Raw genomic sequence first — 17,345 nt, forward strand, 5'->3', positions numbered from 1 at the left:
TGCCCGGTAAAATCTTTGCGCTTAACGAACACCCGGTTGACGCCATGAACACCCGCTGGCAAATCGTCACTATCCATCATCACGGCAAGTGTCCGCAGGCACTGCAAGAAGAGAGCGGCGAATCAGGCACTTATCTGCACAACGAATTCAGTTTTATTTCGGGTTATCGAGACTGGCGAGCGCTATACCGTTACAAACCGCTGGCGGACGGTGATGAAATCGCCACCGTGGTTGGCCCGGAAGGCGAAGAGATTTATGTCAATGAAGAGGGGTGTATCCGCATCCATTTTCACTGGGATCGTTATGATAAAGCCGATGAAAACGCCACCTGTTGGGTACGATTCGCGCAAGGCTGGAATGGCAGCGGTTACGGTTTTATGGCGGTTCCCCGTATCGGTCAGGAGGTGATTGTTTCTTATCTGAACGGCGATATTGATCGCCCGATTGTCACCGGTTGCACCTACAACGGTTCAAACCGGCCGCCGTTAAATTTACCCGCGGAAAAGACCCGCACGACATTTAAAACCCAAACCCACAAAGGAGAAGGTTTTAATGAACTGCGCTTTGAAGATGAGAAAGATCGGGAGGAGATTTACCTGCGCGGGCAGAAAAATCTGACCGCCCATATTCAGCACGACGCTTACTGGCATATTAAACATGACCATAAACAGCGGATCGATAATAACCGCTATAGCGAAATTTCAGTGGATGATCATCAGCATGTCAGGGGATCGGGAAAGTACAGCACTGATGGCGATGTTTCACACCGTATCTCAGGCAGTCAACATTTACAGACCGGGGAAGCGTGGGTGGCGGAAAGCGGTCAGGAAACGCACCTGAAAAGCGGCGGTAAAATGGTGTTGGAAGCGGCGTCGGAGATTACCTTAAAAGTCGGCGGCCATTTTATCCGGTTAACCCCCGGCGGTATTCTGACTTCCCCCAATTTATTTGTCGGGCAAGGTTCAGCCGGTACTGGCCGTAGATTGTCTCTGCAACTGCCGGAAGGGCTTGCGCCTCTGCCGGAGGTTAAACTCCCTGCCAAACCGCTTTGTGCCGTGCTGGCTCAACAGGAAACAAATTGGATTATTGATAATTTGGAGGACAAATGAACAAATCAATAAATTGGCAACAGTGGCTGAGTATCCCTAATAAACCATCGGTTTTCTTTATGCTCAATTCACTGGCGGAACCTAACCCGGTAGCGCTCTTTTATCGCAACGACTGGGTAGAGCAGGCTTTTCCGCTATACAGCAATACACCGATGGATCACATGCTGGCGCAAAGTCCCTGGCTGATTCAGCCTAAGTCAGGTTGTCTGTCAGTAATCGGTCATCTGCTTGATAGCCAAACTCTGAGCGATAACAGTTGGGGTTGGGCTTATCGCAGTGAGGATTTATGGGCGCGACAGCTTAATCATTGGCGTTCACGCCAGCAGGTGATTTTGCGGGAGAGGCAAGTGATTTTTCGCAGTATGGACCCACGTATCCTCGGTCTGTTATTACCGGCAATGATCGTCAGCGATTGGTCGGCATTTTTGACGCCAGTAAGTGAGCTGATAATCGATATGCCCGAACCGCAGATTTATTATCGGCCTGAAAATTGTGGTCAAGGCGGCAGTGAATCGCCCTTTATTCTGGGCGATCATTTATCGCATGCCTGGCATCATTCCGATTATGCCCTGCAAGGGATGGCATCTGCGATCAGTGACAATTGCTGGGAAAACCACGGAGAATTGGCTGATAAGCTGGATCAGCCAGAGGGACAATTAGTGGAACAAATTATCAATTGGTTAAAATACCGTTTAGCAAACGGAGATAATATTAGCAAACTTACCTACGTAGATTATTTACAAACACTGACTGACGACGCCCCTTCCCAAAGGTTTATTGAAAGCTGAGAGAGAAACAACACACAATCAATAATATAATCAACAACACCATTATTATGTCCCCGTAAAAACGGGGAGCATTTTTACTTCAACTATCATCATATACCCTATGGATTTCAAGTTGCATCGCGGCGGCCAGGGAGTGAATCCCCGGGAGCATAGCAAACTATGTGACCGGGGTGAGCGAGTGCAGCCAACAAAGAGGCAGCTTGAAAGATGACGGGTATATTATTAATAATCTTACCTACGCCCTTCTTTAAGTTATCCGCTACGGAACAATCATGGAATATTATCATAATGAAAGTATCTGTCATTTATTCGGTACAGAAGAATGATGAAAAAACAGCATTAAACTGAATAAGATTCAATCAATTAACATAATAACACATAACAATCCTATAAACTTTCTATCAAAAGAGTCCATCTGCTTAATCTCTTACAGAGTTTAATCTAAAAAATTTAGGTTCAATTTACGCTTATACCAACGAAATATCTTTTATTAAACAAACAATTAAATCAAATAAATCATTTACTATCTTACTCAATATCAACAATTACAACAGAACTAATAACAACTCCATAAAAGCTTCACCATAAATCATCACAAAATAACAAAATGATTTATAAGATTTTCCTAATTAAAATTTTTATAATAGAAAATAAATCGTATTTTTCATTGTAGCCATTTGCATTTTAATTCTTTCCATGCCATATATTAATCATATAGATAAGAAACATTAATTAGCGAATGCATATGTGACGAGATTGTCATCTATAGCTATGATAAATAATTATCACATCATCTCTTTTGTAATGAGTTGTAAATATTGAGTGAATATAGATTTAATCTTGGTATCCATATTGGTTCAAGAAGGGATCAATATTTCTATCAATATGACAGAAATAGCACTTTAACACTAGTTAAAACATTCCTCGATTTTCAACCATCTTATTCAAGGACCATAATCATGAAAACCTCATCAACAATGAGAACTCTAGTTAAACTACCACCAATGCCATCCGAAATAACCGCAGCAAAAACTTATAAATCAGCAAACATAGCGCGATCCCACCTAAAAGGAGACGACCTTGTTTTTATTGATGATGATGGTTTTGACCGGGCTATTCGACATGGCTTTTTCCTTTTGGAGGTTCCATCCTATATAGATTTTGAACACGGGGATCGATTTGCATACCACTTCTTTGAACCTGCGACAGAAGGCGACCTTCGTCCCTATACGGGCTTCAAATCATGCACTTTTTCCAACGGTTACGAAGGTTATTTCGATAGAGAGTACGCTCAATGGGAAAATCTCTATCTCGAACGAGCGCACTGGAACTTAATTCCAACCGAAGTCGCGATACTTGGTCATCGCATGGCGCATATAGGTACATGTATATTACGGTCAGTACTAAATCATGTTGGTATTCCTCCCAGTGACTGGGAATTAGTTACAGGTGGTCTTTCAGAGGGAAAAGGCCACCTGATGTTGGGGTTTAATCACTACCGATCAGAGAAAGCGACCCGAGGCTCCAAATTTCATCGAGATATAGGATGGATAACAATCCTAAGAACAACTGAACGTGGGTTATTGGCTTATATAGATGATGAACTTTTGGCTATCGATCCTGTTCCTGGCTACTTAATCATTAACTTTGGCAGTTCAATCGAAGTGCTAACAGAAAATTTAACGAAAACTGTTCGGGCCAATATACATGGCGTCGTTCGCACAGAACGGAATGGACAGCGGGATAGAATGTCCTATGTGATGCTTTTAGACAATGCCCCGACTAGTAATATCTACAAATATGGTCCCAACGGCCCGATTAAGGTTCAATCCGTCCAAGAATTTGCTGTTCAAGAGATTAGTCGGACGTATGATAATAATGATATTTTATAAATCTCAAACATCGTATTATGAATATAAATGATAGATATAAATAGAAATCCATCAAACAATAAAACGGCAGGCTTCCAACACAATTAATAAATTTAGCCACATAGTAAAAGATGGCTTATTATGCCAATCATAACCTGTTTGTAATAAACCTTTCTCTATCTAAAACCAAGAGAATAGGAATAAGTGTAAACAGGTTTTTCCACATGATCTCGATTGACAATAGCTTTGGTAAAATATCAATGAATACATATATCTTTAATAAACATGAAAAAGCTTTAATCCTTGAAATAGGCTTTAAAGAATTTTTAAATAAAATTATATTGTTAACCATATTATCTCCTCATTTCTTTAAGTTATCCATTACGAGAAAATTATGAAATGTCAACATATATAACAATTATATAAATGTAGATATTTTCTGCACAATAAATCGGGGTCATAACGCAGATTTGAGCTGACAGATACCTTTATATCGGTGTCTGTCAGGTTAAATCGGTATGTGAACCTCGATCCCTCTCGGACTCACCAAATCGTCAGACATATGAGAATGGATTTTTAATAACCAAGCTGTCTTCCAACATCTGCCCGTGATTCATGTCTTCACTATAGAGCGCCCGACAACCTGCGATGACCGCAGCCGCCACAATACAAGAATCGTAGAATGACAAGTGATAACGCTCTGCAATAAACCTAGCTCGGTCATGAACTTCAACCGTAAGAGGCACGATTTTGCAAAAACTACGGACAATATCGAGGAGCTCCGCTACCTCTTCCCAACTCATCTTAAGTTTACGCACACACACGTGCGCCACTTCGTTGAGCACCTGTACACTAATGACCGGATTCGCCTTCAGCAGCGCTTCAGCACTATCGCCCTTAGCCACATCTTGGGACAGCAGGTACAGCACCACATTGCTGTCGATGAAACCGCAAAACTTAGCCCCTGTCATTCGCTTCATCTCTACTGAACTTGAAATCCGCCGGCAACTTACCGCGGAATGTCCGAAGACGCTCCAACAACACCTCAGATCCAGGCTTCTTGCGTACCGCGAAGGTACGCGGATCATCCACTACAATCTCAATATCATCACCTTCACGCAATTCCAGAATTTCAACTAAACTAGCCGGCAAACGTATGGCAAGGCTGTTACCCCATTTTGCTACTTGCATGATATTACCTCCTTAGATATACATTTTTATTGTATATCCATTCTTGCAAAATACAAGCTTAACCAAATGCATCTCCCCCTAATACGGGGAAGATTTTTACCAAACTTCCTGTAGCTGAAAAATGTATACAAGGGATAATCGCAGTTCTTATATCCGGTATCCGACATATCTAGTCCGATAAATTAATTCCTTGCTCGTTTTCTTTATCGGGTATATTACTAATCAGCTTCCTCCCCTCCTTTACAATACCTAATACTTTCACATCAGCCTAATCTGGTCTGCCCTCCTTATATGTATTTCACAACAGCTTTTCTACACCATGACTCATCACGCTTTACCACAAGAAATATACGAACATTTATCTACATATGGAGTTAAATCGATCTTATGAACAAAAAAGCACAATATTCATCCACTTTGGAACAGAGTACAAAATACACGTTTTTATTTATCCTTTCAGTCACTGTATTCTTCGTTGGCGCAACCGAATTCATGTTGTCATCCATGCTTACCCCTCTTGCGGTAGCCTTCGGGACAACGGCGGTCGGAGCATCCTGGCTGGTATCCAGCTATGCATTTTCCTACGCTCTGGCAGCACCTATATTTGGGTATTTTGCAGATCGTATTAACAGAAGCAGATTACTTCTGATTTCTCTGCTGTTTTTCGCCGCAGATGGTCTCGCTATCATTCTTGCCCCCACTCTTAATATCGCAATCATACTGCGAATTTTTGGCGGTATAGCATCAGCGGTAATCATACCCACCGTATTTGCCTTGATCGCCGATATCATTCCTTATGATCGCCAAGCCGGAGCGATGGGCGTGGTTATGCTCGGTATGACTTTTGGCATTGCATTCGGTCCAGCTTTAGCCGGGATACTGACAGATTTAATAAATTGGCAGGCGCCATTTTTATTTAGCTCACTCGGCTGTGTCGTTACATTCATCATCGGGATCTACTGCCTTCCATCAAAAACCGTACTCCTAAAGCCAACAAACCAGCGCTTAGTCTGGTTTCGGCAATGGTCGGTTGTCAGGCCGCTCATTGCAAAAGGGGCCTGGAATGGCGCCGGCGTCTCTGCTTTTCTTTTGTCTGGAGAAGTCTTACGTCAACGGTACGGATTTGGCCCCACTGAAATCGGTTTGACTGTCGCTGCCTTTGGTGTTGGCTTGGGATTAGGTAATCTGTCCGCCGGTTGGCTCCGTAAGCTTTGCGGTCGCGAAGAAGTGACTTTGGTCTTCGTCAGTTTGCTACTGACTGGAGTGATCTCTATTTTTATGCTGGTTCCGCTTACGCTCTTCGGTTCTCTAGGATGTTTGATATTCTGGGGTGCCGCACTGGGCGTTGGAGCGCCTGCAAGTACCGTCGTTTTGGCAACACGAGCAGGCCCTAACAAAGGTATGGTTCTGGCCTTTGCAGAAACATTCAATAATCTGGGAATTTTGTGCTTAGTGCCATTAGCTACTATTGGGTTAATCGCAGGAGGTTCAAGCACAGCAATGGTCGTGCTATCCGTCGGATTGGTCATCGGCCTTACATTGGCAATATTAGATTTCTGGCTGACGCGTTCGGCAAATCCTTCTCTATGAATCTTCGCCCTCTGGCTTTATTTCCCCACCTACATTTGATGGGGATATTGAATAGTTATTGTGTCCAGAGGGACATGAGTAAATTTTCAGTTATAACCAGAATAACCAAGCAAACAGAGAGATAATAACGATGCAGGCAATATTCAGCACCATGCCCACTCTGACCATTTCAGTCTGTTTAATATGACCGGAGCTGAAAACAATCGCATTAGGTGGGGTGGCAACCGGCAACATAAAGGCACAGGACGCCCCGAATCCGATAATGAGCGTCAGCGTCATTACCGGCATGCCCAACGCTTCCGCAACGGTTGCGAATATCGGTACCAGCAAAGCTGCGCTGGCTGTATTACTGGTAAATTCAGTCAGGAAGATAATAAATGCAGCTACCGCAATAATAATCACAAACCAGTGGCTTGCGCCAAAAGTAGCAGCCATACCATTCGCCATGATTTCACTAGCACCTGAGTTTTTCAAAATAGCGCTTAAAGTCAGACCACCGCCAAACAGCATCAACACACCCCACTCGGTGTTATTTTGAATCTGGGACCAACTCGCCACCCCCGTTATACCAATCAGAACGGCGGCACTGACAGCAATAATGGTATCCAGATCTTTCACGCCCCCTAAGGCAGAACTGATAACCGTACTAAAGATCCAACAAAATACGGTTAATAGAAAGATCAGCATGGTCATTAGACGCTTACCAGTCCAATCCAGTTTTTCCAGCTTCATGTCGAATTTATGATTCAAATTCGGGCGCAGCATCAGATACATCACACCAACCATCATTGGCATCAAAATAACGACCAGAGGAATGCCAAATTTCATCCAATTGAAGAAATCGATGCCCAATTGAGCCGCTGCAATGGCGTTTGGCGGGCTACCCACCAAAGTACCTAAACCACCGATACTCGCGCTATAAGCCACTCCCAACAGCACAAATACAAATGTATGGCGCTCAGAACGCGCATCCAGATTGGACAAAATACCCAAGACTAATGGCAGCATCATCGCAGCAGTCGCTGTGTTACTGATCCACATGGAAAGGCCAGCCGTCACGCCAAACAACAGCATCACCGCTACAGACAAACGTCCGCGGGCAATCATCAGCAGACGGTTCGCAATCAGTCTGTCCAGTCCTTGGATGTGAAGCGCGGTTGCCAGAGCAAAACCACCAAAAAACAGGAAGATGATGGGATTAGCAAAAGATTTCAGCGCATCTCCCGTATTCATCAATCCCATACCAACTGCCAGAATGGGAATACATAATGCAGTAATAGTGACGTGAATAGCTTCGGTAAGCCACAGTACGCCAACAAATACCATTAGTGCTAAACCCGCATTAGCTTTTTCACTAAACGGCAATGTATTAAGTAGAATAAATAGTAATACAACATCAGCAGCCAGAATAATTAAGCCTTTTTTATTAGAAAAATTTAGCTTCATGGCTGGTGTTAAAGATTCAGAAGCATCCATTGGTGACTCCATTAGCGCCGGTGATATCTGATCTACCATTGCTACAATTGTTAAAAAAATACAAGGCGTGTGAATATAAGGAGTCTTCTGTAAGAAGCAAATGCAGTTCTTTGAATTTTGGGATCTAAAGCGCAAGAACCAACCAATTAAATCATAAAAGACGGTATTTTATACAAATTTTCGTTGTTACATCACATTATTACACCATTATAGGTATAGCAAATCGTTACGTTTTATGAGTTTTTTTGGCACAAAAGCAAGTGATTTTTACTTCTCCTCAAGTTGCTAATAAACCCATTTAAAAAACGAGAGGCGTTTTCGTATCAACGATGATTAAAGAGCTAGCGAATGAATTTGCAAGAAAGGTTATAGGCTGGACGGGTATTTTAATATTAACAAGACTATTTTTTTCATTTTTCACCGATAGCTTTATGAGTAGGTTTTAAACTGTTATTAAAAGCCACTATTTAACCTTCTGATTTTAATCGCAAAAAATTTTAACCGTTTTCCCGATTCCTTTAATCATTTTTAATGTGATTAAATAAATTTTTTATTCCTTTTTTCACAGCTAATCTAGGTTAACTTAAAAACTTATCAGCTTTCTTTAATGATTGTTTCTGATTTTCGGTAAACCCCTTGCAACCATACAAAATCTTTTATTTGAGAAAATTTTCTTAATCGGTTTAATCCTGTTAAATGTTTTGATATAACCTCATACTCCTGTTATTTGATTAATTCTGTCTATTTGATCACTTTATTAATCAAATTAAAACCTGTTTTCTCTTCCAATATCAGTATAACATCGAATTTTCACCTACTTTAAAAAATTCTTAATCACCTTTTTTACTTTTAATGATTAAAGTTTTTACCTGTTTTTTCATAATATACCTTTCTTTTTTCCAGATTTTAAAACCATTTTGATAGATAAAAAATGGATTTTCTTAACTCTGTTTAATCACTTTCAGATAAAACATAATTACTCTTACTTGAATAAGTTAAAATTTCTATAATCCTTTGATTTCAAATGGCACGAAAAACGATAATCCATATGATTTAATCTAAGTGAATAAGACCACGAGCTATAAAATTATTTTACTACCCAGCTATAAGCAAGATCGAAAATCAATGCAAAATGGTCATTTTCACAATTCATAAAACCGATTACATAAACAGCTAACTTCTTTTCTCATTTCATCCAAAATATTTCACATTGTAATTCTTCATTAAAAACATAATTAGCACCAAAGAGGTTCTCCTTTTTAATTCCCTAAACATAATTACTCATTGCGTCGTAAAAGTGATAACCTTACATGGAGTTTTTTACAGTTTTACAGTTTTACAGTTTTACAGTTTTACAGTTTTACAGTTTTACAGTTTTACAGTTTTACAGTTTTACAGTTTTACAGTTTTACAGTTTAATTATGATAGGTGAAATTATGAATGATAAAACTATGAGTTTCTCTGTAAATAAAGATCTGGATGTTCATTCAAACAGCTTTGATGCTTTCATTTCATATATGGAAAACAGCAACGATTTTTGGATCATAAAAGACAGCGAATCTCGATTCGTTTACGCTAATGATGTTACGCATTATTACTGCAACTTACCCAAAGGTTTTAATATGGAAGGTAGGCTTGATATTGAATGTCCAGGACCGTGGGTTGATTTTGTAGATGTTATACAAGCCAATGATAGAAACGTAATGACTAGTCAAAAAACCATTCCGGTACTAAATACTTTCATTTATGGTGGAAGACAAAAAATAATCCAACCACTTCTAGTCAATATTACCCCCCTAATGAAGGATGGGAAATGCATTGGGGTTGTCGGTCACGGTAAAAAACTTGAAATTTATTCCATGTACCATTTCGAAAACAACAGAAATCCTGACTCATTAACTTTTGGCAAACCAACCGATTTATTTACTGATAGAGAGTTCGATATAGTATTTTTTGCGTTGCAGTCACTCAGTGCTAAAGATATAGCTAAGAAATTAGGCATTTCATATAGAACGGTACAAAGCAGGCTCCATATCATTTACCAGAAAATAGGGATAAATTCATTAAGCCAGTTAAAAGAATATTGCAGGGGTAAGGGGTACGATAATTATGCTCCTACCCGATTTATTAACCCGAATCCCTATATACCTCTGGCATAACAATGCACAACATTTTTGCCGTCACTATGCCATTAGGGTTCTGTCTAAACAGAACTCTATGCTCCGACCAAAACTCGCTTAACAGCGCGAAAAGCAGTTATGTGGGATGCCTCACATGGAAGTTCTTACAGTTTAATTATGATGGGTGAAAATATGAATGATAAAACTATGAGTTTCTCTGTAAATAAAGATCTGGACGTTCATTCAAACAGCTTTGATGCTTTCATTTCATATATGGAAAACAGTAACGATTTTTGGGTTATAAAAGACAACGAATCTCGATTCGTCTATGCAAATAATATTATGCTTTATTACAGTGGCCTTCCTAAAGGTTTTAATATAGAAGGCAAGCTTGATAGTGAATGTCCAGCACCGTGGTCTGAGTTTGAAGATATTATACAAGCTAACGATAAAAACGTAATGACCAGTCAAAAAACTATTCCGGTACTAAACACCTTCACTTATGGCGGGAGAGAAAAAATAATCCAACCATTTATGCTCGATGTTACACCTTTAATGAAAGATGGGAAATGCATTGGGGTTGTTGGTCACGGTAAAAAACTTGAAATTTATTCCATGTACCATTTCGAAAACAACATTCATCCTGACTCATTAACTTTTGGCAAACCAACTGATTTATTTACTGATAGAGAGTTCGATATAGTGTTTTTTGCGTTGCAGTCACTCAGTGCTAAAGATATAGCTAAGAAATTAGGCATCACATACAGAACGGTACAAAGCAGGCTCCATATCATTTACCAGAAAATAGGGATAAACTCATTAAGCCAGTTAAAAGAATATTGCAGGGGTAAGGGATATGATAACTATGCTCCTACCCGATTTATTAACCCGAATCCCTATATACCTCTGGCATAACAATGCACAACATTTTTGCCGTCACTATGCCATTAGGGTTCTCTCTAAACAGAACCCTATGCTCCGACCAAAACTCGCTTAACAGCGCGAAAAGCAGTTATGTGGGATACCTCACATGAAAGTTCTTACAATTTAATTATGATGGGTGAAAATATGAATGATAAAACTATGAGTTTCTCTGTAAACAAAGATCTGGACGTTCATTCAAACAGCTTTGATGCCTTCATTTCATATATGGAAAACAGTAACGATTTTTGGGCTATAAAAGACAGGGAACATCGGTTCGTCTATGCCAATGATACTATGCTTTATTACAGCGGTCTTCCTAAGGGTTTTAACATAGAAGGGAGACTTGTTAGTGAGTGTCCAGCTCCGTGGTACGAACTTGAAGATATTGTACATGATAATGATGGCAACGTAATGACGAATCAAAAGACCATTCCGGTACTAAACACCTTCATTTATGGCGGGAGAGAAAAAATAATCCAACCATTTTTGGTCAATGTTACACCACTAATGAAGGATGGAGAATGTATTGGGGTTGTGGGGCACGGTAAAAAACTTGAAATTTATTCCATGTATCATTTTGAAAACAACAGGCATCCTGAATCATTATCATTTGGCAATCCAACTGAAATTTTTACAGATAGAGAGTTCGATATAGTATTTTTCGCTTTGCAATCACTCAGTGCTAAAGATATAGCGAGAAAATTAGGTATTTCATATAGAACAGTACAAAGCAGGCTACATGTCATTTACCAGAAAATAGGGATAAATTCATTAAGCCAGTTAAAAGAATATTGCAGGGGTAAAGGATATAATAACTATGCTCCGACCCGATTTATTAACCCTAATCCCTTTATACCTCTGGCATAACAATGCATGACATTTCTGCCGTCACTATGCCATTAGAGTTCTGTCTAAACAGAACTCTATGCTCCGACCAAAACTCGCTTAATAACGTGAAAAGCAGTTATGTGAGATACCTCACATGGAAGTTCTTACAGTTTAATCATGATAGGTGAAATTATGAAAGATAAAACTATGAGTTTCTCTGTAAACAAAGATCTGGATGTTCATTCAAAAAGCTTTGATACCTTCATTTCATATATGGAAAACAGCAACGATGTTTGGGTTATAAAAGACAACGAATCTCGATTCATCTATGCCAATGATACTATGATTTATTACAGCGGTCTTCCTAAAGGTTTTAATATAGAAGGGAAGCTTGATGGTGAGTGTCCAGCACCGTGGTCTGAGTTTGAAAGTATTATACAAGCTAATGATAACAATGTAATGACGAGTCAAAAGACCATTCGGGTACTACACACCTTCACTTATGTCGGAAGAGAAAAAATAATCCAACCATTTCTGGTCAATGTTACTCCTCTAATGAAGGATGGAAAATGCATTGGGATTGTGTCGCACGGTAAAAAACTTCAAATTTATTCCATGTATCATTTTGAAAACAACATTCATCCAGAGTCATTAACCTTTGGCAAACCAACTGATTTATTTACCGACAGAGAATTCGATATAGTATTTTTTGCTTTGCAATCACTAAGCGCTAAAGATATAGCGAGAAAATTAGGTATTACATATAGAACGGTACAAAGCAGGCTACATATCATTTATCAGAAAATAGGGATAAACTCATTAAGCCAGTTAAAAGAATATTGCAGGGGTAAAGGGTATGATAACTATGCTCCTACCCGATTTATTAACCCGAATCCCTATATAACTCTAACATAACAATGAACCATACCGTCGCTGTTCCATTAGGGTTCTGCCAAGCAGAATCCTATTCCCCCAAAAAGTTTTGTTTCATCCGCTTATGTAATACTACGCCTATCTGGTGATCCGTGAAATCAACAGAAATAAATATAGATAAGAGTGTCAACATAATACAAAAGATTAAATAATTGATGTAGAAAAATTAATTATGACAAGCATAAAAACGCGACGTTAATAACTCTATTCTAATCCTATGAATATACCTGAAACTTTCCACAAGACACCAGAAAAGCTTCAGGTATTTAATTTCTTCTCATTAACTTTTTTTCGAGAAGTTTATTTTAATTCATTTAGAATATCTGCTTGGCCATATTTCGAAAGGCTCGCAATTTAAAGCAGTAGCAATGAGTTGTTCACCTTTAGGCCACGGACGGTGCAAAGCATTTGATAAAGTGGATGATGCAAGCCCCGCTTCTCTTGAAATAGCAGATAACGACGTTCCCCGCTTTTTAAGCCCTGCAATAATATCAGCCGGGTGCCAGTCGTTTTTTACAATCATTCCTGATTCTCCTCTCAGTTTGGTTATTCAAGGTGCTATATTCATACTCTCTTCAAATTAATGTTTTTATATTGTTACAGCTTTTTCCCTGAGTCCGCACTGGTGCGGAATATTAAAAAATAACTGAACTAAAACGTTAAACCCCGCTAAGTACAGCCAAATATTCTCCGAATAGGAAAATGTTATATCTAACGTTCAAAAGTCATAAATGAACTTTAATTGTTAATAAATTCTCTTTTATAGATACTAGAATGTTTAAAAAGTTTAGTTATTTTGGGAAATGTTGGAAGAGCATTAAATACATTAATGAATGTCCTAAAAAACTCTTCAATTACGAGGAATAACACCAATTAATACTTTATGTCCATCGAAAAATTGCTTGTACAACAGCAAAGCCAGTCGATAATTATCGACTGGCTGAATGACTGTTAACGTGCTTCATTCTGTGCCGTTAACCTGCCCTTAATGCGACAAAACCATCTTCCTCCCAATATCGCCACCATAAGTTCAAGAGAAGCTATTGCGGCTAAGGTTAAGATAAATAAGGTCTTGCCCGCGCCAACTAATATCCATCCTCCTATCGCTGGAAATCCAAATATCCCCACAAAGTAAGCGACAACGAACCAAGTAAGGGCAGCATGACGGTTCTCAAGCGCAGAGTCGTTTACTGCCCATGTTTGAATAACGGGATACACCAATCCATAACCTATCCCCGTTAACATGGCCGCCACAATCTGAAACATAGGGTGAACCGGTATGCCTAACAGAGCCAGAATGCCCATAATCAAGAATAACATCAGCACGATGACTAACGGGATACGGGGCATCGTCGATAAACGGCGGGCTAGCAAAAGCCGCGCTACAACCACAGTCGCTGCATGTACAGCAAAGAATGTACTTGCATTTGCTTGAGTCCCTTCAACCAACGAACTCTGGAACGACATCATTCCGGAGAATACACCGCCTCCCAAACCCACCATTACAATAGGACGGATCGCACTACTGGCAGCAATCTTGGTTATTTTTTTCACCCAAGGTCTCAGTGATAACTCCCGTTGACCATGCGGCTCCTTGATCCCAAAGGTCGCCAGAAGTAACGAGGCGAGGATGCCAATGACGCCAACAAAGAGAAACGTTGTTTGTATGGGCACTCCTGCCTGTTCAACCGCAGCAGCGAGAAGGATGGGACTACCGCAAATCCCAGCCATTTGAAACGCGCTGAAACGAGTAAACCAGTGCCCCCTGTCAGCGTCAGTAACACGTTCCGACAATGCCATAGGCCCACTGATATAGAACATTCCCCAACCGAGTCCAATCAAGAACGCTGCGATACGCGGGATATAACTCAGTTCACCGCTGAAACCGCCTAAAAGAAAATATCCGCAAGACATCGCCAGCGCCGCGAGGGCGGCAAGGCGTGATGCTTCCAGTCGCCCGGCAAACCATCCAACCAAAGGAACGCCAATCAAGGTGCCGACCAAAGCCACACTAAGGGTCGTTCCAGTATCAATGTCACTCCCCCCTTGTGACCGAAAATACGCGGAAATAAGAAAGGTGGCGCCATATCCCCCCGCAGTGAACAGGGTTCCGAACAGGAGAAAAAGTGCCGACATTGTTCGCATGAGTCAAACTCCATCTTAATTATTACAGGACGCCGAATGGCTTTGGCGCCATCGACCTCAATTTATTCACCGCTTTTTGTAGACGGAGACAAACATACCGTATCTCGTCCTCGTCATTAAATCTGCCCAGTCCGAAGCGCACACTGGCTTGAGCCTGAGCATCGTTGAGTCCTATCGCTTTCAATACATGTGATGGCGCCCTGTTAGCGGATGTACATGCAGACCCAGAGGACAACGCGACTTCGGAAAGCTCCAGCAAAAGCGAATCAGCATCCAAGCCGTTGAAGGAGACATTTAACAGGCCGGGAAGGCATTCGATGAGATGACCATTTATCCGAACGTCAGCCACATTATCGATAATATACGACCGAAGCAAATCCCTTAAATAACGTAATACCGTTCAGGCGGTGTACTTTATACTTCGGTGGTAATGGCTGGCTGGTTTGCAAAAGCGCAAGGGTTTTCATAATGATTTCTTGCGCTTTTTATTGTTGACGTACTTTTTGGCATCCTTTTTAAATCGGCTCTGATAAACGAAAATCAGCACTGTTACCAACCTAGATCACTTTTTAATTCATCAAGCGTGTTGGCACGGTGAACGCCTATCCCGTTCTCTAGATCATGAATTGCCTGTAACGTCTCGCTATTCGGTTGCAGCAACCCATCCGGCAGCCGACCTTCTGCGGCTAATCGATTAATAACCATACTTCACTTTTATATAGTAGTTGTTCCACTACCGGCAAAAGGATCAGAAACGCTCAACACATCAAAACTGCCAAGCAAAAAAGCCGCACTTGTTTAAACTCTCACGTATTATCAGTGACCAACACAATAGTGACCAACACAACCCCACTGCAATGGTGTGCCCGGCAATGGCAGCATCGTTACCATCGATGAGTCTACCCGTTGCGGCGAGCACCCTTTTTATTTCCGGGGCGACGTCAACAACGACTCGTATGTTGGTTAAGGCATTAAAGGAGGGTTTTACCCCTCCTATTTAATGCTAATACTTAATTACCAATTAAGCCTGACCTTTTACTTCTTTCAGACCATAGAAAGGAGCACGGTTACCCAAAGCTTCTTCAATACGGATCAACTGGTTGTATTTAGCAACACGATCAGAACGGCTCATGGAACCGGTTTTGATTTGGCCTGCCGCGGTGCCTACTGCCAGATCAGCAATAGTCGCATCTTCTGTTTCACCGGAACGATGAGAAATGACCGCCGTGTAACCTGCGTCTTTTGCCATTTTAATCGCTGCCAGTGTTTCTGTCAGAGAACCAATCTGGTTGAATTTAATCAGAATGGAGTTAGCAATGCCTTTTTCAATACCTTCTTTCAGGATATTGGTATTGGTAACAAACAGGTCGTCGCCAACCAACTGGATTTTTTCACCCAAGACTTTTGTCTGGTAAGCAAAACCTTCCCAGTCAGACTCATTCAATCCATCTTCGATAGAAACAATCGGGTACTTTCTGGTCAAATCTTCCAGATAATGAGTGAACTCTTGAGAAGTGAAAGTCTTACCTTCACCTTTCAGTTCGTAGTTACCCGTTTCTGAGTTGTAGAATTCAGAAGCGGCGCAATCCATAGCCAAAGTGACATCTTTACCCAAAACATAACCGGCCTGTTCTACCGCTTCTTTTATAGCAACCAGCGCAGCCGCGTTAGATTCCAGGTTAGGCGCATAGCCGCCTTCGTCACCAACCGCAGTGCTCATGCCTTTTGCTTTCAAAACTTTAGCCAAGCTATGGAAAACTTCAGAACCGATACGCACCGCCTCTTTCAACGTTTTCGCCCCAATCGGCTGAATCATAAATTCCTGAATATCAACGTTGTTATCCGCGTGTTCACCGCCATTAATGATGTTCATCATCGGCAATGGCATAGAGAATTTACCCGGGGTACCATTCAATTCAGCAATGTGCTCGTACAATGGCATGCCTTTCGCCGCCGCCGCCGCTTTAGCGTTAGCCAGAGAAACCGCCAGAATCGCGTTAGCACCGAATTTGGATTTATTTTCAGTACCATCCAGGTCGATCATGATTCTGTCAATGTTAGCCTGATCTTTAGAATCCTGGCCGATAACTGCCTGTGCAATCGGGCCATTTACCGCATCAACAGCTTTCAATACACCTTTACCCATAAAACGGGATTTGTCACCGTCACGCAGTTCCAACGCTTCACGGGAACCGGTAGACGCACCAGAGGGCGCGGCCGCTAAACCCACAAAGCCTCCTTCAAGATGCACTTCCGCTTCTACGGTTGGGTTACCACGGGAGTCAATGATTTCACGACCAATCACTTTAACGATTTTGGACATTAGGTTTTCCTCAGTACAAGTTACATTTCAGGTAAGTGGCGGAATAC

At 41.0% G+C, this 17,345-nt stretch carries 17 protein-coding genes; 9 read left to right on the forward strand and 8 right to left on the reverse strand.

Features of this window, described 5'->3' with window-relative positions; all coding sequences use genetic code 11:
* The 3 genes from tssI to Phpb_RS06130 all read left to right on the forward strand — a co-directional run.
* On the forward strand, nucleotides 1-1,109 hold a 1,109-nt coding region (gene tssI, locus Phpb_RS06120), incomplete at its 5' end, for a type VI secretion system tip protein TssI/VgrG (RefSeq protein WP_122983173.1).
* A complete protein-coding gene (locus Phpb_RS06125) occupies nucleotides 1,106-1,897 on the forward strand; it encodes a DUF4123 domain-containing protein (protein ID WP_065389594.1) in 792 nt (263 codons plus the stop codon). The genes tssI and Phpb_RS06125, both read left to right, overlap by 4 nt.
* A gap of 977 nt (nucleotides 1,898-2,874) precedes the next feature.
* Nucleotides 2,875-3,789 (forward strand): 2OG-Fe(II) oxygenase family protein, encoded by a 915-nt coding sequence (locus Phpb_RS06130; RefSeq protein ID WP_240492423.1) that lies wholly within the window; start codon nucleotides 2,875-2,877, stop codon nucleotides 3,787-3,789.
* Between the two features lie 533 nt (nucleotides 3,790-4,322).
* Here Phpb_RS06130 and Phpb_RS06140 read toward each other — a convergent pair.
* Both Phpb_RS06140 and Phpb_RS06145 read right to left on the reverse strand, forming a co-directional pair.
* Nucleotides 4,323-4,739, reverse strand: a complete 417-nt coding sequence (locus Phpb_RS06140; protein ID WP_065389597.1) for a PIN domain-containing protein — start codon at nucleotides 4,737-4,739, stop codon at nucleotides 4,323-4,325.
* Nucleotides 4,726-4,959: an AbrB/MazE/SpoVT family DNA-binding domain-containing protein gene (locus Phpb_RS06145; RefSeq protein WP_036808122.1), complete on the reverse strand. Its 234-nt coding sequence runs from the start codon at nucleotides 4,957-4,959 to the stop codon at nucleotides 4,726-4,728. Before Phpb_RS06145 ends, Phpb_RS06140 begins: the two co-directional genes overlap by 14 nt.
* 387 nt (nucleotides 4,960-5,346) lie before the next feature.
* On the opposite strand from Phpb_RS06145, the gene Phpb_RS06150 reads away from it, so the two are divergent.
* Nucleotides 5,347-6,549 carry an MFS transporter gene (locus Phpb_RS06150; protein WP_065389598.1) on the forward strand — a complete coding sequence of 401 codons (1,203 nt, stop codon included), beginning with the start codon at nucleotides 5,347-5,349 and terminating at the stop codon, nucleotides 6,547-6,549.
* A 90-nt stretch (nucleotides 6,550-6,639) separates the two neighbouring features.
* On the opposite strand, the gene Phpb_RS06155 is transcribed toward Phpb_RS06150, so the two are convergent.
* On the reverse strand, nucleotides 6,640-8,025 hold the full coding sequence (locus tag Phpb_RS06155) for a DASS family sodium-coupled anion symporter (protein WP_065389599.1): 1,386 nt from the start codon (nucleotides 8,023-8,025) through the stop codon (nucleotides 6,640-6,642).
* Between the two features lie 1,436 nt (nucleotides 8,026-9,461).
* Between Phpb_RS06155 and Phpb_RS06160 the strand changes: the two genes are divergently transcribed.
* The 4 genes from Phpb_RS06160 (at nucleotide 9,462) to Phpb_RS06175 (ending at nucleotide 12,812) form a co-directional block, all read left to right on the forward strand.
* Nucleotides 9,462-10,184 (forward strand): helix-turn-helix transcriptional regulator, encoded by a 723-nt coding sequence (locus Phpb_RS06160; RefSeq protein ID WP_065389645.1) that lies wholly within the window; start codon nucleotides 9,462-9,464, stop codon nucleotides 10,182-10,184.
* A 153-nt stretch (nucleotides 10,185-10,337) separates the two neighbouring features.
* Nucleotides 10,338-11,060: a helix-turn-helix transcriptional regulator gene (locus Phpb_RS06165; RefSeq protein WP_065389646.1), complete on the forward strand. Its 723-nt coding sequence runs from the start codon at nucleotides 10,338-10,340 to the stop codon at nucleotides 11,058-11,060.
* Nucleotides 11,061-11,213: 153 nt separating this feature from the next.
* Complete coding sequence (locus Phpb_RS06170) at nucleotides 11,214-11,936, forward strand: helix-turn-helix transcriptional regulator (protein WP_065389600.1); 723 nt, start codon at nucleotides 11,214-11,216, stop codon at nucleotides 11,934-11,936.
* 153 nt (nucleotides 11,937-12,089) lie between these two features.
* Complete coding sequence (locus tag Phpb_RS06175) at nucleotides 12,090-12,812, forward strand: helix-turn-helix transcriptional regulator (protein ID WP_065389601.1); 723 nt, start codon at nucleotides 12,090-12,092, stop codon at nucleotides 12,810-12,812.
* 328 nt (nucleotides 12,813-13,140) lie between these two features.
* Here the strand turns inward: Phpb_RS06175 and Phpb_RS06180 are convergent, their stop codons facing one another.
* The 4 genes from Phpb_RS06180 to Phpb_RS06195 all read right to left on the reverse strand — a co-directional run bounded on the left by Phpb_RS06180 (nucleotide 13,141) and on the right by Phpb_RS06195 (nucleotide 15,680).
* Complete coding sequence (locus tag Phpb_RS06180) at nucleotides 13,141-13,350, reverse strand: helix-turn-helix domain-containing protein (RefSeq protein WP_036780506.1); 210 nt, start codon at nucleotides 13,348-13,350, stop codon at nucleotides 13,141-13,143.
* Between the two features lie 431 nt (nucleotides 13,351-13,781).
* Entirely contained in the window at nucleotides 13,782-14,975 is a 1,194-nt protein-coding gene (locus Phpb_RS06185; RefSeq protein ID WP_065389602.1) for an MFS transporter, read from the reverse strand.
* 22 nt (nucleotides 14,976-14,997) lie between these two features.
* Nucleotides 14,998-15,351 (reverse strand): aminotransferase class V-fold PLP-dependent enzyme, encoded by a 354-nt coding sequence (locus tag Phpb_RS06190; protein ID WP_236548269.1) that lies wholly within the window; start codon nucleotides 15,349-15,351, stop codon nucleotides 14,998-15,000.
* A 173-nt stretch (nucleotides 15,352-15,524) separates the two neighbouring features.
* Nucleotides 15,525-15,680 (reverse strand): type II toxin-antitoxin system RelB/DinJ family antitoxin, encoded by a 156-nt coding sequence (locus tag Phpb_RS06195; protein WP_052739485.1) that lies wholly within the window; start codon nucleotides 15,678-15,680, stop codon nucleotides 15,525-15,527.
* 89 nt (nucleotides 15,681-15,769) lie between these two features.
* Between Phpb_RS06195 and Phpb_RS25950 the strand changes: the two genes are divergently transcribed.
* Nucleotides 15,770-15,976, forward strand: a complete 207-nt coding sequence (locus Phpb_RS25950) for a hypothetical protein (RefSeq protein WP_165603271.1) — start codon at nucleotides 15,770-15,772, stop codon at nucleotides 15,974-15,976.
* 20 nt (nucleotides 15,977-15,996) lie between these two features.
* Here Phpb_RS25950 and eno read toward each other — a convergent pair whose 3' ends face one another.
* Nucleotides 15,997-17,298, reverse strand: coding sequence for a phosphopyruvate hydratase (eno, locus tag Phpb_RS06200; RefSeq protein WP_065389603.1), 1,302 nt, complete (start codon nucleotides 17,296-17,298; stop codon nucleotides 15,997-15,999).
* Between the last annotated feature and the right edge of the window lie 47 nt (nucleotides 17,299-17,345).

Origin of the sequence: Photorhabdus namnaonensis (assembly GCF_001684335.1) — a bacterium.
Lineage (GTDB): Bacteria > Pseudomonadota > Gammaproteobacteria > Enterobacterales > Enterobacteriaceae > Photorhabdus > Photorhabdus namnaonensis.

Excerpts from the sequence above, each read along its gene's own strand:
- eno (WP_065389603.1), bottom strand. The coding sequence starts at position 17,298 with ATGTCCAAAATCGTTAAAGTGATTGGTCGTGAAATCATTGACTCCCGT.
- Phpb_RS06145 (WP_036808122.1), bottom strand. The coding sequence starts at position 4,959 with ATGCAAGTAGCAAAATGGGGTAACAGCCTTGCCATACGTTTGCCGGCT.
- Phpb_RS06140 (WP_065389597.1), bottom strand. The coding sequence starts at position 4,739 with ATGACAGGGGCTAAGTTTTGCGGTTTCATCGACAGCAATGTGGTGCTG.
- Phpb_RS06130 (WP_240492423.1), top strand. The coding sequence starts at position 2,875 with ATGAGAACTCTAGTTAAACTACCACCAATGCCATCCGAAATAACCGCA.
- Phpb_RS06155 (WP_065389599.1), bottom strand. The coding sequence starts at position 8,025 with ATGGATGCTTCTGAATCTTTAACACCAGCCATGAAGCTAAATTTTTCT.
- Phpb_RS06185 (WP_065389602.1), bottom strand. The coding sequence starts at position 14,975 with ATGCGAACAATGTCGGCACTTTTTCTCCTGTTCGGAACCCTGTTCACT.
- Phpb_RS06170 (WP_065389600.1), top strand. The coding sequence starts at position 11,214 with ATGAATGATAAAACTATGAGTTTCTCTGTAAACAAAGATCTGGACGTT.
- Phpb_RS06195 (WP_052739485.1), bottom strand. The coding sequence starts at position 15,680 with ATGGTTATTAATCGATTAGCCGCAGAAGGTCGGCTGCCGGATGGGTTG.
- Phpb_RS06165 (WP_065389646.1), top strand. The coding sequence starts at position 10,338 with ATGAATGATAAAACTATGAGTTTCTCTGTAAATAAAGATCTGGACGTT.
- Phpb_RS06175 (WP_065389601.1), top strand. The coding sequence starts at position 12,090 with ATGAAAGATAAAACTATGAGTTTCTCTGTAAACAAAGATCTGGATGTT.
- Phpb_RS06160 (WP_065389645.1), top strand. The coding sequence starts at position 9,462 with ATGAATGATAAAACTATGAGTTTCTCTGTAAATAAAGATCTGGATGTT.
- Phpb_RS06125 (WP_065389594.1), top strand. The coding sequence starts at position 1,106 with ATGAACAAATCAATAAATTGGCAACAGTGGCTGAGTATCCCTAATAAA.
- Phpb_RS06150 (WP_065389598.1), top strand. The coding sequence starts at position 5,347 with ATGAACAAAAAAGCACAATATTCATCCACTTTGGAACAGAGTACAAAA.